This is a genomic window from Acinetobacter sp. BWR-L5, assembly GCF_039655985.1.
Lineage (GTDB): Bacteria > Pseudomonadota > Gammaproteobacteria > Pseudomonadales > Moraxellaceae > Acinetobacter > Acinetobacter johnsonii.
This window is the reverse complement of record NZ_JAGFEV010000003.1, coordinates 18,331-37,147: the sequence shown is the minus strand read 5'-3', so window position 1 is coordinate 37,147 and position 18,817 is coordinate 18,331. Positions and strand designations below refer to the sequence as shown.

At 43.6% G+C, this 18,817-nt stretch carries 9 protein-coding genes and 1 pseudogene; 3 read left to right on the top strand and 7 right to left on the bottom strand.

Annotated elements, in window-relative coordinates; all coding sequences use genetic code 11:
• Window positions 1-4: 4 nt before the first annotated feature.
• Window positions 5-910: a LysR family transcriptional regulator gene (locus JZ787_RS05925; RefSeq protein ID WP_346311921.1), complete on the top strand. Its 906-nt coding sequence runs from the start codon at window positions 5-7 to the stop codon at window positions 908-910.
• Here JZ787_RS05925 and JZ787_RS05920 read toward each other — a convergent pair.
• The 5 genes and pseudogenes from JZ787_RS05920 to ilvD (JZ787_RS05900) all read right to left on the bottom strand — a co-directional run bounded on the left by JZ787_RS05920 (window position 907) and on the right by ilvD (JZ787_RS05900) (window position 9,370).
• Window positions 907-1,644, bottom strand: a complete 738-nt coding sequence (locus tag JZ787_RS05920) for a sulfite exporter TauE/SafE family protein (protein ID WP_004691863.1) — start codon at window positions 1,642-1,644, stop codon at window positions 907-909. The two genes, JZ787_RS05925 and JZ787_RS05920, sit on opposite strands and share 4 nt — an antisense overlap.
• Window positions 1,645-1,805: 161 nt before the next feature.
• Window positions 1,806-3,913 (bottom strand): annotated as a pseudogene (locus tag JZ787_RS05915) (TonB-dependent siderophore receptor).
• 205 nt (window positions 3,914-4,118) lie between these two features.
• Window positions 4,119-5,417: a hypothetical protein gene (locus JZ787_RS05910; protein WP_346311920.1), complete on the bottom strand. Its 1,299-nt coding sequence runs from the start codon at window positions 5,415-5,417 to the stop codon at window positions 4,119-4,121.
• A gap of 71 nt (window positions 5,418-5,488) precedes the next feature.
• Complete coding sequence (ilvD, locus tag JZ787_RS05905) at window positions 5,489-7,174, bottom strand: dihydroxy-acid dehydratase (RefSeq protein WP_346311919.1); 1,686 nt, start codon at window positions 7,172-7,174, stop codon at window positions 5,489-5,491.
• Between the two features lie 366 nt (window positions 7,175-7,540).
• Window positions 7,541-9,370 (bottom strand): dihydroxy-acid dehydratase, encoded by a 1,830-nt coding sequence (gene ilvD, locus JZ787_RS05900; protein ID WP_346311918.1) that lies wholly within the window; start codon window positions 9,368-9,370, stop codon window positions 7,541-7,543.
• A 471-nt stretch (window positions 9,371-9,841) separates the two neighbouring features.
• Between ilvD (JZ787_RS05900) and fmt the strand changes: the two genes are divergently transcribed.
• Together fmt and rsmB are read left to right on the top strand one after the other, a co-directional pair.
• Entirely contained in the window at window positions 9,842-10,801 is a 960-nt protein-coding gene (fmt, locus tag JZ787_RS05895) for a methionyl-tRNA formyltransferase (protein WP_168158778.1), read from the top strand.
• The gene (gene rsmB / locus JZ787_RS05890; protein WP_004691874.1) at window positions 10,801-12,105 is read left to right on the top strand and encodes a 16S rRNA (cytosine(967)-C(5))-methyltransferase RsmB; all 1,305 of its coding nucleotides are present in this window, start codon (window positions 10,801-10,803) and stop codon (window positions 12,103-12,105) included. Before fmt ends, rsmB begins: the two co-directional genes overlap by 1 nt.
• 86 nt (window positions 12,106-12,191) lie before the next feature.
• On the opposite strand, the gene JZ787_RS05885 is transcribed toward rsmB, so the two are convergent.
• Both JZ787_RS05885 and JZ787_RS05880 read right to left on the bottom strand, forming a co-directional pair.
• The gene (locus JZ787_RS05885; protein ID WP_346311917.1) at window positions 12,192-12,743 is read right to left on the bottom strand and encodes a hypothetical protein; all 552 of its coding nucleotides are present in this window, start codon (window positions 12,741-12,743) and stop codon (window positions 12,192-12,194) included.
• Window positions 12,743-18,757 carry an SdrD B-like domain-containing protein gene (locus JZ787_RS05880; RefSeq protein ID WP_346311916.1) on the bottom strand — a complete coding sequence of 2,005 codons (6,015 nt, stop codon included), beginning with the start codon at window positions 18,755-18,757 and terminating at the stop codon, window positions 12,743-12,745. The genes JZ787_RS05885 and JZ787_RS05880 overlap by 1 nt, the downstream gene beginning before the upstream one ends.
• Window positions 18,758-18,817 lie beyond the last annotated feature (60 nt).

Here is an 18,817-nt window from a genome sequence, read left to right as displayed (position 1 = left end):
TGCCATGCGCCTTGATTTTTTTGATCTGCAATTGTTTATCAATATCCTGAGTACAGGCAGTCTGACCAAAGGTGCAGAACGTTCCGCCATTTCTTTACAGGCCGCCAGTGAACGGATTAAAAAATTAGAACAGCATTTTGAAGTCAGTTTATTTACCCGCCATGTAACCGGGGTGAAAGCGACCCTTGCTGGACAAACCTTTGCGGAACATGCGCAGCACTTACTGCAACAACAGCAGCAATTAGAACAGGCCATGTTGCCCTTTGCCCACAGTGCAACGAGCAACATTATATTGTGGTGCAACTCATCGGCACAGAGTGAGTACTTACCGCACTTATTGCCGCAGTATTTAATAGAAAATCCGAAGATTCATATTGAATTGAAAGAAGCCGAAACCAATGACATCATTCAAGCCCTCAGTACAGGCACGGCGCAGTTAGGACTGATCTCTGGTTTTTTTGATGCGGGACAGCTTGAAACTCAAGAGTTTGCTGAAGACCCTTTGGTACTGATCTGCCCAAGCCAGCATCCACTTGCCACTGCGGCTCAACTAGAACTGGGTGAATTATTGCAACATCCGTTTGTAGGCCTCATGCCATATCACTCCTTACAACAGTCAATAGAAGCGCAAGCCAAACGCTTAGGCTGTGACATCCACTATCGTCTACGGGTGCCGAACTTTGCTGCAATCGCCCAAGTCGTTGCCAATGGCGTCGGCATTGCGATTATTCCCAAACGGGCAGCACTGCGTTTAAAAGCACAGTATGATTTTCAGCAAATTGAACTCTTAGGCAAATGGGCCAACCGCAAGTTGCTATTAGCAGCACGGTGTTTTGATCAGCTCCCAGTAGATTACCAACGCTTTAGTCAATTCCTCTTGAGCCAACATGACCAACTCATTGCTCATTAAAGCCAGCCCAGCTGATGTAAAACCATATAACTGCCAAATAAAACTAGGCCCACAAAAAACACCTTACGAAAGGCTTGCTCAGGGATGCGGTAGCGAATTTTAGTGCCCAACCACATTCCGAGCAATGCAGGCAGCAGAGCGATCAACGACAGTTGATAGTCAATTGGGGTGTCTTCAACAGGATTTAGATGTAAATACGTGGCCAGACACAAGGTTGAAACAGTAAAGGCAAGACCGAGCGATTGTACCAAATCATCCCGTTTCAAATGCAAGGACTGCAAATACGGCACCACGGGAATCACCACCACTCCTGTCGCCACCGTCAAAGCACCGCCCAAATAGCCCATGATCGGTGATAAATATTTTTCATACGGGGCTAAGTTGGGCATGTTTTTGGCAAACAAACCATATAGACCGTAAATGGCCAGCATCCCGCCCAACAGCGCTTCACTTTGAAATTCGCCATGTCCGAGCGTAGGAAAAACACTCCAAACTGAACCAATGATCATGCCCACCAGCAACGGCCAAAAGCGTTGTACCAGTCGCAGTACACGCCCTTCTGCAAACAATTGCCAGAAGTTTGTGACCATGGAAGGGATAATCAGCAAAGTTGCCGCTTGAAATGGGCTAATTACCAAAGATAAAAGTCCCATCGACACAGCGGGCAAACCCAGACCAATGGTACCCTTAATCATGCCTGCGACAGCAAAAACAAAAATAACAAAAGCAAGCATGACGCTTCTCTCTAAACACTTAGCGCCATGCTATAAAATTTAAATCTGGACTCATATCACTGTTTTTAGAAGTAAGCCTCAACCAAAAATTGAGGCTTACTGGGAAGAATGGACTGGACTCAACTGTTATTGAATCCAGATGTGATGCAGTGCGATTCTGCTTAGTATTTGAAATTTAGGCTGAAGCGGAAAGTACGTGGATCGCCCCAATTCACCAATTGCGCATTTGGTGTGGTTCCGACTAAATACTCTTTATCAAACAGGTTTTTTACACTGAACTTTGCGCCCCAATTTTTCGCTTCATAACCGGCACTGACGTCGTACAGCGTATAGCTCGATAGTGGCACATAATCAGTCCCACGTTGTGCTGTACGCTCGCCTTGATAATTCGCACTGGCACCAATATTCCAGCCCAATTGCTCATCTGCAAAGAAGTATTGGGTTGATAAAGAGGCGGCATTTTTAGGCACATGGTTAATTCGTTTGCCGATATCACTGCTGGTGGTACTTTCTGTCGTTTCCGCAGTAGGAATATAACTATAGGTTGCGGTCAAGTTCCATTGATCCGTCAACGCAGCAGATAACTCAGTCTCAAAACCTTTGGTTTTTTGTTCACCGATTTGCACAGAATAACCGAGGGTAGAATCCGACTCAGTCACGTTCTGACGGGTTAAATCATAATAAGCCACATAGCCTTGCAGTCTTGATTCAACCCTTGGAATTTAACCCCAACTTCAGCTTGTTTCCCTTCTTCTGGATCAAGCAACGAACCATTTTCACCAGAATCAGTCACCGGCATAAAAGAGGTTGCATAACTGATATATGGTGCAAACATATCATTGATACGGTACATCACCGATGCACTACCCGTAAAAGCATTATCTGAGTTTTTAGTTGTTGTATTTGTTAGGATATTGTCAATTTCAACTTGAGTCCAGTCATGGCGTCCAGAGAGCCCAATAATCCAGTCATCATCAATTTTAATGGTGTTTCTTAAATACAAACCTGCATATTGGCTATAGGTGATTTCTTCCGTTGGCACACCTACTTTTTTGATACTTATATTTCCATAGCTTGGATTATCTGCATCAAAGTCATTATTGATCGTATCGGTACGACGATAATAATCACTACGCTCACGCATCATATCTAAACCAACCATTACATCATAGTTTATATGCTCGAAATTGAAGTTTCGCTGTAAATTATTATCCAAAGTATAATTAATATCTTGTTTATCTTGATTGTTGATTGCTCGTTTAATTGTAGGTAATGTACTTCGACCAGATGCTAAAATCGAATCACCCAATGTCTCGGTTTTAGTCACAGCAAAGTTTTGTTTAAAAGTCCAAGCATTATCAAAATAATGTGCATAGTTCGAACCTAAACGATAAACATCGACGTCATAACCATAGTCAGGATCGCCAAAAAACAGACTATGTGAATATTTCTTATAATTTCCACCACTATATGGAATACCCTGTTGACGGACATATTCACGGCGCTGGTAACTGGCGATGACAGACAAATCATCTTTGTCGCCTAAATCAAAATTATAAGACGGCGCAATATAATAATTTTTAAAATAAACATGATCTGTTGGATCATCCTGATCAGACACTCTCCCAACAACACGAAACGCACCTTTATCAGTATTATTTGGTGCATAGTTAAGATCGAAAGTGCCTTCTTTTAAACCATAACTACCGTAGCTTAATGTGCCTTTATAAGCAGTTTCTGCTTGTGGCCGCTTTGTGGTTAAGTTAACTAAACCGCCCGGTAAAGCTAAACCAAAACCTACAGATGTAGGACCTTTCACCACTTCAATTGACTCAAGACCTGAGATATCTTCTGCTCTTAAAACATTATCCGATGCTTGTATGCGTAAACCATCAATATACGTTTGCGAACTCGAAATTTGCCCACGAATAATAAAATCATCCCAACCACGACGACCATACTGTCCTGCGGTGACCCCCGCTACACCCTGCAAGGCTTCAGACAGTGTTTTCGCTTGTTTCTGTTCGAGTTGTTTTTCACTAATCACGCTGATCGATTGCGCAGTTTCAAACAGCGGTACATCTGAACGCAAAACAGCTGATGCAGTTTTTGCTGCATATGCCGCTTTTTCATCTGCATCTTGGGCTTCAAATTGCAAAGTCGGTAAAACTTGGGATGATGCTGTTTCTTGTGTCTCTCCCTGAGCAAACGCTGCTGTAGTCATCACGGCCAGAATGGATAAACTCAAAGAAGAAATATGAAAACGCATAACATCGATCAACAGACAGAAAGAATGCCAATTATAATCATTTTCATTTGGAAGCCTATTTATTAATAAAATTTAACAATGAATTTAATTGTTAAACCTCATTAACATTATTAATAAGCACTTCAATGACTCAGCCTAAAAACACCATCGGCTTTAGGTTTCATGTGTCATTGGACTGTTTTGATCAATAAGAGGTATACAAAACTCAGCCTTCGCTTTCATCCACAGGGTCGGTTTTATATTGATCTTCCAGCACATTACTGAAAATACTTTCAATCATCCAGACGCGATACAGACTATTAAAGACATAGCTCTGCCCATCCACACGCAGTTCAATCACGGGGAAATCAGGCTGGGACTTCATTTCACAGAGCATGTCATTTTCTTGAAGCTTGGCTTCCACATCTTCGGTGATCAATGCTGTGATTTCCAATTCTTGCATCAGTTGATCAAAATGCGATTTAAAGGATAAATCTTTGCCTTGGGTCCAAACGGCTTTCAAAATCCGATACATGGCATCAACGCGTTGCTCTTCAGGCACGCTATAAAATAACTGTGCCATCGCCAAAGTGGCTGCTTGCGTCGGACGGCAAAACGGTGTGAATTTGATTTCTGTCCGTTTGGATAAACGCGTTGCCAAACTCCAATCAAACCCGTCTCGACCGTGATAGCTGAGCGGATAGACATTGAGCTGAATATTATAATAATCGGCCAGTTCTTCTTTAATATAAGCCAATAACAACCATGAAATTGGATCTTCCAGCGCAACGTATAGGTCTAACTCTGGATCGAGCGCCTGAATTTCATTTAACTCTTCAGCATCACTAATCAAATGCTCACGCCAATCAATATGATTGATCAAGAAAATTGGGTTATCGGTAAATAATTTTTGTTGTTTTAAACGGCGCGTTAAACGCAGCAGATCATCGACGGCATGATACTGACGGTCACCGAGCTGGAAGTAACTGGCCAGTACCGCATCATCATTAAAAATACGTTCTAGAAAATGTTGCTCTTGATGGTGACGGCTGGCCATCGCATATAAGGTGCGCAGCTTACCTTCTTGTTTTTGCCACAGCATGTGAAACACATCTTCCAGCAAATACAAAAAGTCCTGTCCACGCAGCGGCGTATGCCGCAAGATAGTTTCCGCTTGGCTCAACGCCTCAGGACTGGGTTGTTCTGGCGTTTCATGAAAGCTAAAACGGTGCTGGCGCGACAGAATTTTGGCATCATTTAAACAATAAGTTTGCCACTCCAAAGCCGACATTTGATTCGGGGGTTCAGCAGCCTGACTGGAAATGACCACCTTCAATGGTTTCAGTTCGTCCGCTAAAATTTCTTCAATTTGTGGTAACTGCTGAACCGCTAAATAGCTATATACATCGTCGAGGCGTAAATGAATACTCAAGCCTTGTTCAGTAGATACGACCGTTTGACGAATCGGTTTTTGGTAAAACCAACGCGATCGAATCGGATCGAACCATCGACGCAACAGTGACATGAGCAAAGCCTCTAAATTAAACCCTTGAAAGTACTACAAGGGTTTATATCAATTCACAGCAAAATGATCAATTAGACATCTAAATTTAGATCAGTTACCGCGCCTTTTTCCGCACCAGTGGTCAGTTTTGCAAACTTGGCCAAAGCCCCATAACGATAATTCGGCTGCGGTTTCACCCACGCAGCTTGACGCGCTGTGATCTCTTCTGCCGAAACATGCCACGTCATTTCGCGGGTTTCTGCATTAATCGATATTTTATCGCCATTTTGCACTAAACCAATTGGCCCCCCTTCATAGGCTTCTGGGGTGACATGACCAATGACAAAACCGTGACTACCTCCTGAGAAACGACCATCGGTGATCAGCGCCACAGATTTACCGAGACCTTTACCAATAATCGCAGAGGTCGGTTTCAGCATTTCTGGCATGCCCGGTCCACCTTTAGGCCCTTCACCACGAATCACCACCACTTCACCCGCTTGAACTTCGCCATCTAAAATACCACGCATTGCACCAATTTCACCTTCAAAGACACGTGCTGGTCCTTCAAAGTACAGGCCTTCTTTGCCAGTAATTTTAGCCACCGCACCTGTTGGAGACAGGTTACCTTTAAGCACCACCAAGTGAGAGTCTTTTTTAATTGGCGCGTCGAATGGTAAAATAATCTGCTGACCTTCTGGATAGTCTTCAACCTCAGCCAAATTTTCCGCCAAGGTCTTTCCAGTGACCGTTAAACATGAACCATCGAGCATGCCAGCATCCAACATGCGCTTCATCAGCGGTTGAATACCCCCAATCGCGATCAACTCAGACATCAAATATTTGCCAGATGGACGCACATCGGCCACCACGGGAATATCTTGCCCGATACGGACAAAATCATCCAAACTCAGTTCAACCCCAGCGGTATGTGCCATCGCCAGTAAGTGCAGCACACCATTGGTCGAACCACCCAAGGCAATCAGCACTTTAATTGAGTTTTCAAATGCAGCTTTGGTCATAATGTCGCGTGGTTTCAGGTCTAAGCGCAGTAAATTCATCACCGCTTCACCTGCTTTTTGACAGTCGATCCGCTTGTCATCCGAAACCGCTTCTTGTGCAGAGGAGCCCGGCAAACTCATGCCCAAAGCTTCAATCGCAGAAGCCATCGAGTTTGCAGTGTACATACCGCCACATGAACCCGGCCCTGGCAGCGCCACTTCTTCAATCTGTTTGACTTGAATGGCACTGATTTCACCTTTGGCGTGCTGACCCACGGCTTCAAAGACAGAAATCATGTCGGTATGCCCTGCGCCCGGCTTAATAGTTCCGCCATAGACAAACAAACCCGGACGGTTTAAACGCGCTAAGCCCATGATGCAACCCGGCATATTTTTGTCACAACCACCGATCGCGATCACGCCATCATAAGCTTGGCATCCCACCACGGCTTCTATCGAATCTGCAATAATTTCACGGCTCAGCAATGAATACTTCATGCCTTCGGTGCCGTTAGAAATACCATCTGAAATGGTGATGGTATTAAAAATAATGCCTTTACCGCCAGCTTGATTGACCCCTTTTTCGGCCTCGCGTGCCAGTTCATTAATATGCATATTACACGGCGTGACATTGGCCCAAGTAGACGCAATACCGACAAAGGGACGAGTAAAGTCTGAATCTTTAAAGCCTGTGGCGCGCATCATGGAACGTGCAGGCGCATTTTCAATGCCTTCATAAACAGGAGCTGAATGTTCGCGGATATTGTCTTTACTCATTGTATTTGTCCTTAGCGATGGCTGCGTATTGCTCTACAGTCTTGGCAATTTTTTCTGTTTTTATTGTATAGAAAGCAGGCTAGACATGAAAGCGACTCACTAGGAATTACATGAACCCATTTATTGTGGTTCTACCCAAATCAGGTCAAATAATGAAGCGACATGGATGTCGCTGTTTCACTGTATGGCAGGGATGCCATATCAGGGGAACAAAGGCATTTTGTTACTTTTGTGCCGTCAAAAGTAAAACCTCGTCTACGCAATAACAGTACAAACCGTACTGTAAAATGTGACTGTGCTATTTTCATTAATCCATAAAAAAGCACCCCCAAAGGAGTGCTCTTTCTTATCCGTAAAACCTACCGATTAAATTTCACGTACTGCGCCTTTAGACGCACTGGTGGTATGCATTGCATAAGCCTTTAAGGCTTTAGACACTTTACGTGGACGCTGTTCAGCAGGTTGCCAGCCTTTGGCTTCTTGTGCTTCACGGCGCGCAGCCATGGTTGCTTCATCCACCGCTAAGTGAATACTACGGTTTGGAATATCGATTTCGATACGGTCGCCATCTTCCACCAAACCAATTGCACCGCCTTCAGCCGCTTCAGGAGACACGTGACCAATCGATAGACCTGATGAACCGCCCGAGAAACGACCATCGGTGAGTAAAGCACAGTCTTTACCAAGGCCTTTCGATTTTAAGTAACTGGTTGGATACAACATTTCTTGCATACCCGGACCACCACGCGGACCTTCGTAACGAATCACCACCACATCGCCAGCAGTGATTTTGCCACCTAGAATCGCTTCTACTGCAGTATCTTGGCTTTCAAACACACGTGCCGTGCCGTTGAATTTCAAGATGGAGTCATCCACACCAGCTGTTTTCACAATACAGCCTTCAAGTGCAATGTTACCGTACAGGACAGCCAAACCACCATCTTGAGAGAAGGCATGCGCAGCATTACGAATGACGCCATTGTCACGGTCACCATCTAAACGAGAGTAGTAACGGTCTTGTGAAAATGCGGTTTGCGTCGGTACACCGCCCGGTGCTGAACGGAAGAATTGATACACTTCTTCGTCTTCAGTACGGATGATGTCCCATTTATCTAAAGCGTCTTTTAAGGTTTTTTCATGCACAGTGGGTACAGACGTATCCAACAACCCTGCACGGTCTAATTCACCCAAGATCGACATGATGCCACCTGCACGGTGTACATCTTCCATGTGCACATCTTGTTTTGCAGGTGCAACTTTACACAGCACAGGCACTTTACGTGACAAACGGTCAATATCGGTCATCGTAAAGTCAACTTCAGCTTCATGCGCCGCTGCCAACAAGTGCAAAACGGTATTGGTTGAACCGCCCATTGAAATATCAAGCGTCATGGCATTTTCAAAGGCTGCTTTAGTGGCAATTGAACGTGGCAACAAGCTGTAATCGTTTTGTTCGTAATGACGTTTGGTAATTTCAACGATCAAATGACCAGCGCGTTCGAATAATTTTTTACGATTCGCATGGGTCGCTAAGGTTGAACCATTGCCCGGAAGGGATAGGCCCAAAGCTTCGGTTAAACAGTTCATTGAGTTTGCAGTAAACATACCTGAACATGAACCACACGTTGGACAAGCTGAACGTTCGTATTCCGCCACTTCTTCATCGGTGAAACTATCATCTGCTGCGACAATCATGGCATCAACAAGGTCAATCGCGTGTTCATTTCCACGGATTTTTACTTTACCCGCTTCCATCGGCCCACCAGAAACGAACACCACAGGAATATTCAGGCGCATAGATGCCATCAACATGCCCGGGGTAATTTTGTCACAGTTCGAAATACACACCATCGCATCAGCACAGTGTGCATTGACCATGTATTCCACCGAGTCCGCAATCAAGTCACGTGAAGGCAATGAATACAGCATGCCATCGTGGCCCATCGCGATCCCATCATCAACGGCAATGGTATTAAATTCTTTAGCTACGCCACCTGCCGCCTCAATTTGGCGTGCTACAAGTTGACCTAAGTCTTTTAAATGAACGTGACCCGGTACAAATTGAGTGAATGAGTTGACTACCGCAATAATCGGCTTACCAAAGTCTTCGTCTTTCATCCCCGTTGCGCGCCATAAGCCACGCGCACCCGCCATGTTTCTTCCGTGTGTTGATGTTTTTGAACGATAGTCAGGCATTGTACTTTTCCAACATAGTTGTGCTTGAGATGAATGTCCACATTCACTCTGGCTAAAATCTGAGTTCTGAGAGTGTCAAACTGTCAAAAATTTAAACATAGCATATTCGCATTCTGCGTAAATCTCGTTTTTAGGCATCTCGACCTAAATTACCGAAGGCAGTAAGTTTGCGCGCTACATTTTAACCGATGAGCTGACATTCAATTGCATATGGAAACTACTATAACGCGTTCAATCGCCTTGCAATACAAAACTTCTATGAATAATTTTTAAATTTTGCATGAGTTTTATTTATATGAAATACAGATTTTGAGCGATGTGCCAGCAAGGATCCTTGCGCTATTTTTTGAATAAAACTCTCGCACATCATCTAGTTAGAACTACTCTATCGGCTTTTTATGCAGGATAAATCTGTAGCTGCTCGAGTTTTGCTATAATTGTTTTAATCTTCTCCTTTTTTCCGAGTATTTCTTGAAAATCATCTTTGCAGGCACGCCCGAATTTGCGGCTGTGGCATTAGACGCTCTCCTAAAAACAGAACATGAAATTGTAGCCGTCTATACGCAACCTGACCGTAAAGCAGGTCGTGGGCAGAAACTTACCGCTTCAGCCGTGAAGCAGTTGGCTTTAGCGCATGATATTCCTGTCTATCAACCACTGCATTTTAAGTCTTCAACCGAAGAAGGTCTGGCTGCTCAAGCTGAACTCAAGGCCTTAAATGCAGATGTCATGGTGGTGGCTGCTTATGGCCTGATTTTGCCGCAAGTGGTTTTGGATACGCCTAAATATGGCTGTTTGAACATTCACGGTTCACTGTTGCCGCGCTGGCGGGGTGCAGCGCCTATTCAACGCGCAATTTCTACTGGAGATACCGAAACTGGGGTCACCATTATGAAAATGGCCGCAGGTTTGGATACGGGCGATATGATGTATAAAACCTACTGCCCCATTGAAGCCACAGATACCTCCGCAAGCTTGCATGACAAATTGGCACAACAAGGGGCCGAGGCGACGGTCAAAGTTTTAGCCTCTGAAAGCACATTGCAGCACTATTTAGACAACCGCGAAGTGCAAGATGAAGCTTTGACAGTCTATGCACACAAACTCTCTAAGGCTGAAGCGAAAATTGATTGGACTTCAACAGCGGTACAAATCGACCGTAATATTCGTGCATTTAACCCATGGCCTGTCGCATTTATCGCACTGGATGAAAGCAATAATCTGCGCGTTTGGGGTTCGATGTTGTCTCAAGAAAATGCCCAAGCTCAAGCTGCAGGCACCATTTTAGCCATTGATAAACACGGTGTTCATGTGGCTTGTGGCGATGAACACGCGGTGTGTTTAAGCTCTCTGCAATGGCCGGGTGGTAAACCCCTAAATGCCGTACAAATTTTACAAACCCAAAAACTGAATATTGGACAAATTTTATAATGAAACAATCTCCCCACGCCTCAGGTAAGACTCTAAACTTACGTGCTCAGGTTGTTAAAACGTTATTGGCTGTCCAAAATGGTCAATCACTGGCATCGGTGCTTCAGCAACACATGGCGATTGTGTCTGACAAAGACCGTGCCTTGTACCATGAATTAGTTCTTGGCTGCTTACGTCAATGGCATGCACTTAAACAAGTGACTTTACCGTTGTTGACTAAGCCACTGGAAAACCAAGTCGTTGAAACCTGTTTATATGTAGGTTTATACCAATTGCTATGTACCCGCGTTGCAGCGCATGCCGCGATTTCTGAAACGGTAGAAGCAGCCAAACAATTGGGGATGGAAAGCTTAAGTGGTGTGGTGAATGCCATTTTACGCCGTGCAACACGTGAAACAGAACAATTCTACGATGTTTTGGAACAAGCCTCGAATCTGCCAAGTTGGTTATCCAAACGTTTGAAAAAAGACTGGGGCGAGCAACTGGCTGAAATTAGCTATGAGCTGAAACAAGTTGCACCCTTAACCTTGCGCGTAAACACCTTACAAGTCAGCCGTGACGAATATCTTGAAATTTTAGAAGATGAAGGCATTGAAGCCCATGCCTGTGAACTTTCAAATGTTGGCATTGTGCTGGATGACAGTCTTCATATCCCAAGCCTGCCGGGTTTTGAAGTAGGTGGCTTTTCAGTCCAAGATGAACATGCCCAACTCTGTGCAACTTTGTTACCCGACTTGAATGGCAAATTTGTAATTGATGCTTGTGCAGCACCTGGCGGCAAGACAGCGCATATTTTAGAGATGTATCAGCCGAAAAAACTGATTGCACTCGACCAAGATGAAAAACGCTTAAAACGTGTCTCTGAAAACTTAGAGCGTTTGGCTTTAAATGAAAAGTATGTCGACATTATCACTGCCGATGCAGTGAAATGGACATCGCCTGAACTGGCGGATTGTATCGTTCTCGATGCACCCTGTTCTGCCATTGGAGTAATCCGTCGCCATCCCGATATTCGTTTACTGCGTCAGTCAGGCGATATTGCTAAAACAGTACAACTCCAAAAGCAAATTCTTGAAAATATGTGGCAACAACTCAAAGTCGGCGGCACATTGCTATACATCACCTGCTCGATTTTGAAAGCCGAAAATGAACAGCAAATGGTCGACTTCTTTGCTGAGCATACGGATGCGAAAGAAATTAAAATTGATGCCGATTGGGGTGTTGAGCAGATTCATGGTCGCCAACTACTCCCACAAGTAGGGCGTGGCGATGGTTTTTATTATTGTCGCATTGAAAAAATTTAAAAATAAAAGGAGCTGAAAGGCTCCTTTTTTCATGTGTGTACTGATTGCAGTTACTGCAATTTTTCTAAAAAGCGAACTGCTTTAAGTTAAAGTGTGCCACAGTTTTCAGATAAATATGTGGCTTGATCCATCAACCGTTCTGCAGAAGCAAAAATCTCACGCGAATGATGCCAACCTAATTCACGGTACTCAGCAGCCGCCCAAACCAAATTCACTTCAGCTTGTGCAAGTTCTTTATAAGCACACTGAAATCCAGTCTGTGTTTTTATGGTTGTGGCACGCGTCCATAAATCACGGCGCATCAGTTGGGAAAATGGTAGCATTGGTGTTTCTATACTTAACGTTGCACGCTGATCTGCATATACAATGTCTAAGACCTGCTGATAGATCAGATCAATATTTTGACGCTTCGCTTTTTCACTATATTCATGGTCAGCATAACTCAGCCATGTTCGTGCTTTTTCTAACTGGTACTTGTCTCGTACGTCCATCGCTTGCTCAATTGCAGTGTGCAATTGCTCATGCACCTGCTGCTGCGAAACTGGATAATTTGAGCTGACAGGGACCTCTGCAGCATGCGCCACCACCGTACCCAAAGCCAGAAGCCACAATACATGTTTAGCATAGTGTTTCAACATTATTTAGGCTCCAAGGCTTTATTGACTGAAGGCTTATTTTTGTTAAATAGGTTTTCGTCAAATTTGAAGCGGAAACGGAAATATGCACCATCCATCGTTGTATCACTATCGATCAGATCTTTATCTTGATAGCCCACAAAGTTATATCCACCTGAAACCCAAAGGTTCGACGCTAGTAGATAACCCACTTCAACCCCTGCCATCAACTTGGTTCCATCCGAAACACTGTTCCACATCACGCCAGCATTCACACCTGCATCCCAACGCTCATTAATGTCATACATAAACCGGCTGTTGAGCATTTGAGTCATACCACTGGTTTGCAGTAGATCATAAGTTTCATCCAAATATTTAACCGCATATTGCCCAGATACATGCACCGAACGTGTTGGATGATAATTCATATGATGAGACATGATATAAACATTGCGCTCATATGGATCATTCAGCGTTGTTTCATTTTTCTCGTAGCGATATTCAATTTTGCTCAATGAGTCAAAACGATTGGTTGCCAAATCACGATATGCAGCACCGACCTGAACACGGTCAATCACGCGATCGCCAGAATCTGCAGACTTATTGTCGGTAATATTCAAAACATTTTTAGCCAATAAAGTCACTTCGTCTGAATACTTGTATGCTGTACCTAAAGTATTTAAATAGCTATCACTTTGATTAGACCAGCGCCCTTCTATACGTGCCACATTTTTCCAGCGTGGATTGGAAAGGTGTTCAAAGCCCAAAGTCGCCGCAGTGGACTCTAGTGAATCTTTATTTTCACCTTCAAAGACTTTTACTTTTTCAAAACTGGTATTAAAGAATAGACCTTCTTTAAGCTGCCAACGATTACGCACACCCATCGCGGCTTCAGCTTCACGTGCGCTCATACCATCACGTACACGATATTCACTAAACACAGAGCCATCACGCATATATTCACTGTCTAAACCAAAAACGGTGGTATTACGTTTTTGCGTGTCATTGAGTTCGTATAATCCGCCTATACTTGAAATGAACTCATGGCGCGCATAGGCATGAATATTTTTATAAACTTGTGCATCACCGCCCACAGCAAATACACGGCGGTCACTATCCGCGATGTCTTGCTCATATTCTAGGAAAGCACTTGAACCATCAAAAGGGAGTGCTGTTTTTAATTTGGCGCGCACAGTGGTGCCGTCATATGGCGTTTCAACACTTTGGGTTGAAGCACTGGCTGCATTGGCTGACTCATTATAATAACGTGCACCCAGCTCTAAACTTACAATACGGTTAATCGCTTTCTCAATCGAAGCGCTCACGCCATGGCGAACACCTTCATTCACGCTATCTTCAGTTCTTACCGCTTCAACACGTAAAATACCAAACTGATCTAAACGTGCATTGAGTTTGACTGCACTTTCTTTGCGCCCTGAACTGATTGAAGACGCCGCATTACGGAAACCTTCATCTGCTTGTTGATGGTAAGCACGTAAATCGACCTTGTCATTTTTGTATTCCAATTCAACGCGTGCCGCTGTGCCATCACCAGATGTGTCTGTACTATTTGACGCATTCACATCTGTCAATTGGTCAAGGTTTAGGGCATCGTGGTCAGAATATGCATATTCCGCAATCAGTTTGGTCTTATCATTCCAATGAATGACGGTATTGACACTGGCAATTTTCTCTTGATCCATAGGATCATCATTTTGAATATAAGAGCCACCCACCGTCACTTTGTCATTGAGTTTATAATGGCCATTCACGCCAGCAACGGTATATTCCTGCCCCCCTTGATCCGACTCTACCGTAATCCGTAGATAAACAGGATTCAGGTTTTCATCAATACTGCTCAACGGTGAGGTCAGGTAAATACTGTTGGTATAGGTATCTACTTGGTAGTCGCTGAAGCGATTTAAAGTACGCTGCGCAATAATCAAACCTGGATTGTTACGATCACGAACAATCACTTCCACCTTTTCACTATTTTCTAAAATATCGTCGGTATCAATACCTAAAGAATATGGGCCAGAAACCCCCATTGCACGTAATTCATTCACGATTTGCGTTGCATTGGTTCGTGCTGCGAAGCCCGAAACTTGGTAACGATCCCCTTCAACAGTTGACTTCAGACCTGTCAATGAACGGCTGTATTGCCCCAGTGAAAGCCCTTCGTCATTTTCAGTACGTGTAACATAGTCCCCATACATGGCATAAGAACGTCCCTTATCCACACGGACATACAGTTTACTGGTGGACTGCGCATCAAACCCTTTTGCCGATGCATCACCATACACGGGGTAATATTCATCTGGGCGAATATCACGGAATAGACGCTGATTATTTTCTTTGCTTGAGTCGTAAGCTAAAGTCAGTAAATAATCCCCACGTACCTTGCCTTTCAGGAACAAGGCTGCACGACCACGAATCGCAGTTTCACCATCGCCTGAACTGGATAAATCATTCAGTTCTTCTTCAAAGCCATCTTGAGTCGAACTCTGTGATAAATTTTTTGGGTCGAATTTGTTCATTGCAAATGAACCTTCGATAATCCCCGCAACCAACATTGGGCGTAATTCTGCTAAAAAGCGAACTGGAACAGTCTGCTCATAAATACCACTACGAATACGCAGCACACCTGAACCTGCTTCTAATGGCGCAAGGACTGGGATCACCAGTGAGCCACCTTCAGCAAAAACTTGAATACCCGGTTTATCTGGATCTAAATCTTTGAGTTGAACCGTTCCCACCGATGTTTCTATCGTAATTGGGGTACGTGTTGCAACAGCCGTGCCATTGCGGTCAAGCACCTTAACAACAACTTGATAAACGTCTTTGCCATTGGCATAAACCACTTGTTCTACAGGCTGTGCAGCCAGTTGACTCATTGCATCTGGTGCGATTACTGTCACTTGCTGTTGGTCACGTAAATTGCCAAAGCTGTCATACTGGCGAACTGCAACTGTGTTTTTGCCTGCAAGTAGCGGCACACCAATAAAGTCTAAACCAGCAACACCATGCTCCTGATAAGCTGCTTTTTTACCAATACGTTTTTCAGAAATTTGCTCATCATTCACAAATAAACGGATGTCGGTTCCTAAAGCACCTTTCACCTGAATGGTTGCTTGTTGTGAAGGTAGTACTTGCTGTTCATTTAAGTTCAAAATTGCAAGTTGGTTCGACTCAGAACGTTGTAGTTCTTGCTCTAAATCTAAAATCGTTGGTGTTTTAACGGGTTCAACTTGAACCGTTTTAACGTCTTTAATCTGTTCTTTTTTATATTCAATATTACAGTTTGCCGAAGCCCCTGAAGCACTAATACAACCACTTGCAGGCTGACCTTGAACATCAGTCACATAACTGCTCTGTGCATCTACGTTTAAATCTTGGCGTAAGGTTTGCTCAAGTGCATCAAGTTGTGCATCAATTTTGCTACGACGGACTTCAATTTGTGTTGCCAATGCCTGACTACATTCGCCTGCGGTATCTGCAATCGCGAAATCGGCACGGTGCAATTCACCACGTTTTAGGTCCACAAATCGGCTGGCTGGATCACCCGCTTGACGGTTACTAATCAGTACCAATTCGGCATTATTCGGTAAAGTGGTATTGTCGACTTTCAGGACATGCGTAATTGGTTTAATGCCATAGAAGTTATATTTCCCTTCACGGTCAGTGACCACAAAGTTACCATCTTCCATATAAATACGAACACCTGGAACACCAAGCTCGCCCGCATCTTGCACCCCATTGCGGTTACAGTCGGTAAAGACTTTTCCTACCACAAAACCATCTGGACTAAATACTCCCGGTGTCACTTTGACTGCCGCTTGCGCTTCATTTGAAGTCGTATTTTTATTGTCCTGCGCGTAAACACGGTTAATCCCATCGCCACTTAAAGCATTTGGCCCGACATACACACGGTATTGAACTTTCGCTTCTTGTTTCGGTGTCAGTGTCCCTAAACCTAAAGTTAAATAAGGACCTTTGCCACCCTGTGGGTCGTTACTCTTTTGACCATTAACACGCGTAGTGCCTGATACATACACAAAACCACGTGGCAAAGTATCTTTCATATTGACGTCATACAGAGTTGAGTCACCCATATTGGCAACCGTCACCATATAATCTTTAAAGTCACCAATCTCAGCTGTTTTATCGCCCACTACTTCTTTTTTAATGACCAATTTGTCATTAATTGGCGTCACAATATCAACTGGGTCGATTGGGATATCAATATTGAGTGCAGCATCACCTGTTTTTAAAGTGAAGTTTCCGCCATAAGACCATGAAGCATCGACCACACGCTGATCAAAATTATTATAAATGGTTTTGTCACTGGTAAATTTATAGCGGGTTCCACCCTCAATCGTCGACGTGTCGATATATAAGCTATAAGTACCATTTTCAACATAAGGGTAAATAAACTCACCATCACTATTGGTTACCTGCTTTGCAGGAATAGCAACTTTGTCCCCTGTGGTTTCATCTAGTTTATAAGCAACATTTTCAGCAGGTTTACCATTGGCATCCAATAAAGTAACGGTTGCACCCGCAACAGGTTGATTGGTTTTGGCATCAAAAACCACACCATATGGATCAATGAGTACATTGGTATCTACATCACTGATACTGGTTGTGGAGTTACCATTTTCATCCAAGCAATCCGTTAAGCTAACAACCACTTGATCGCGCTTAACCGTTTGTAGAGTTTGATCATTCTGCTGTGCTGTCGCAGACTCCTGCGTAGGTAATGAAAAACGGAATATGCCTGTGTTGATGCCTGTTTCAACACCCTGTACATATTCAACATCACCAGTTTTCGTCGATTGAACTTTGATTTTAACTTTGTCTACACTGCTGCGCGTGGCATTACACATGGCACTATTTGCAGCAATATACAACGGCTTAGTTAAACTGCCAGTCGCTAAAATATTAGAATAATCTTTGCTGTTATTAGTGATGGAAGAGCGTCCACCCACCGTGGTGACCACTTCATTCGACAGAGTCTTTTTAATATTTGAGACTAGGCCATGCTCAACACTAAAGATGTTGGAAATCGATGTACGACTAATATTAGGGTTCATCGTCACAACCAGTTCAACCGTTTCAGTCGCATTGGCTGCTAACGCTTGCGGATAAGCCACCACTAAAGTATTGATGAGTGATTTATCATTCGGGATCTGCTGGGTAAATTTATCTTGCCCTAATGGATATAGCACTAAAGCTTTTGAGTTATTTGCTTTTGCTGATTTAAACGTGGTGTTGGCTGGTAACTCGTCCAATAGCACCACAGCATTAATGGTTTGCCCATCGACCTCAATCGGCTTAGTACCCGAGTTGCGCGTAGAGGTATTTTTTACGTTTAAGGTATAAGTTAAATCGTAAGACTGACCCGCTTTGGGTTCGAAACTACTTTTATCGACAGCCTTGGTTGCCGTTAACTGAGGTAAAAAACTAATTAAGCCGTTAACAGCATCTGCAATAGCTGTTGGATCCTGAATGACATATGCACGCAGTGGTAAATCAACTTGTTGACTATCATTCAAAGAGCTCGATGAATCAGCGATGACCCATAGGTCAACTTTTTGACCGCTTTCTAAACTCAAATGCCCTGTCACCAATAAGTCTGAACGATCAAACTCACCATTTTGATTACTGTCGACATAAATTTTTATATTGGATAATTCTGGAACCGAATTTTTATCAATTGAAATATCGGCTTGTGTATTACTGTGATTAGTTAAAGTGTTTAACCAAATAACTTTTGCACCCGCATTGATTTCCTGACGAGCTGGTGAAGTCAGACTAATGACATATTGGGGATTAATCGTCACTTGAACAGTATTGGAAACGGCCTGACCAATCAAACCGTCCTTTTGTACAAAACTGGCATACGCAGTATTGGTGATATTTTGCCCAGCAGCAGGCATCACAGCATAAGCATGATTTACCAAAGCCATAGCGGTTGCTAAGCTTGAGAAAATGAGCTTGATCTTATGATTATATAGCGGCTGAACTCGTTTAATCACGAAAATACCCCAATACCAAGTAAAACAAGGTTAAGGGATAGGCATTTTGACAATGCCTAT

Bases quoted from the DNA above. Each gene is read 5' to 3' on its own strand.
- JZ787_RS05925 (WP_346311921.1), top strand. From the start codon at position 5: ATGCGCCTTGATTTTTTTGATCTGCAATTGTTTATCAATATCCTGAGT.
- JZ787_RS05920 (WP_004691863.1), bottom strand. From the start codon at position 1,644: ATGCTTGCTTTTGTTATTTTTGTTTTTGCTGTCGCAGGCATGATTAAG.
- JZ787_RS05910 (WP_346311920.1), bottom strand. From the start codon at position 5,417: ATGTCACTGTTGCGTCGATGGTTCGATCCGATTCGATCGCGTTGGTTT.
- ilvD (WP_346311919.1), bottom strand. From the start codon at position 7,174: ATGAGTAAAGACAATATCCGCGAACATTCAGCTCCTGTTTATGAAGGC.
- ilvD (WP_346311918.1), bottom strand. From the start codon at position 9,370: ATGCCTGACTATCGTTCAAAAACATCAACACACGGAAGAAACATGGCG.
- rsmB (WP_004691874.1), top strand. From the start codon at position 10,801: ATGAAACAATCTCCCCACGCCTCAGGTAAGACTCTAAACTTACGTGCT.
- JZ787_RS05885 (WP_346311917.1), bottom strand. From the start codon at position 12,743: ATGTTGAAACACTATGCTAAACATGTATTGTGGCTTCTGGCTTTGGGT.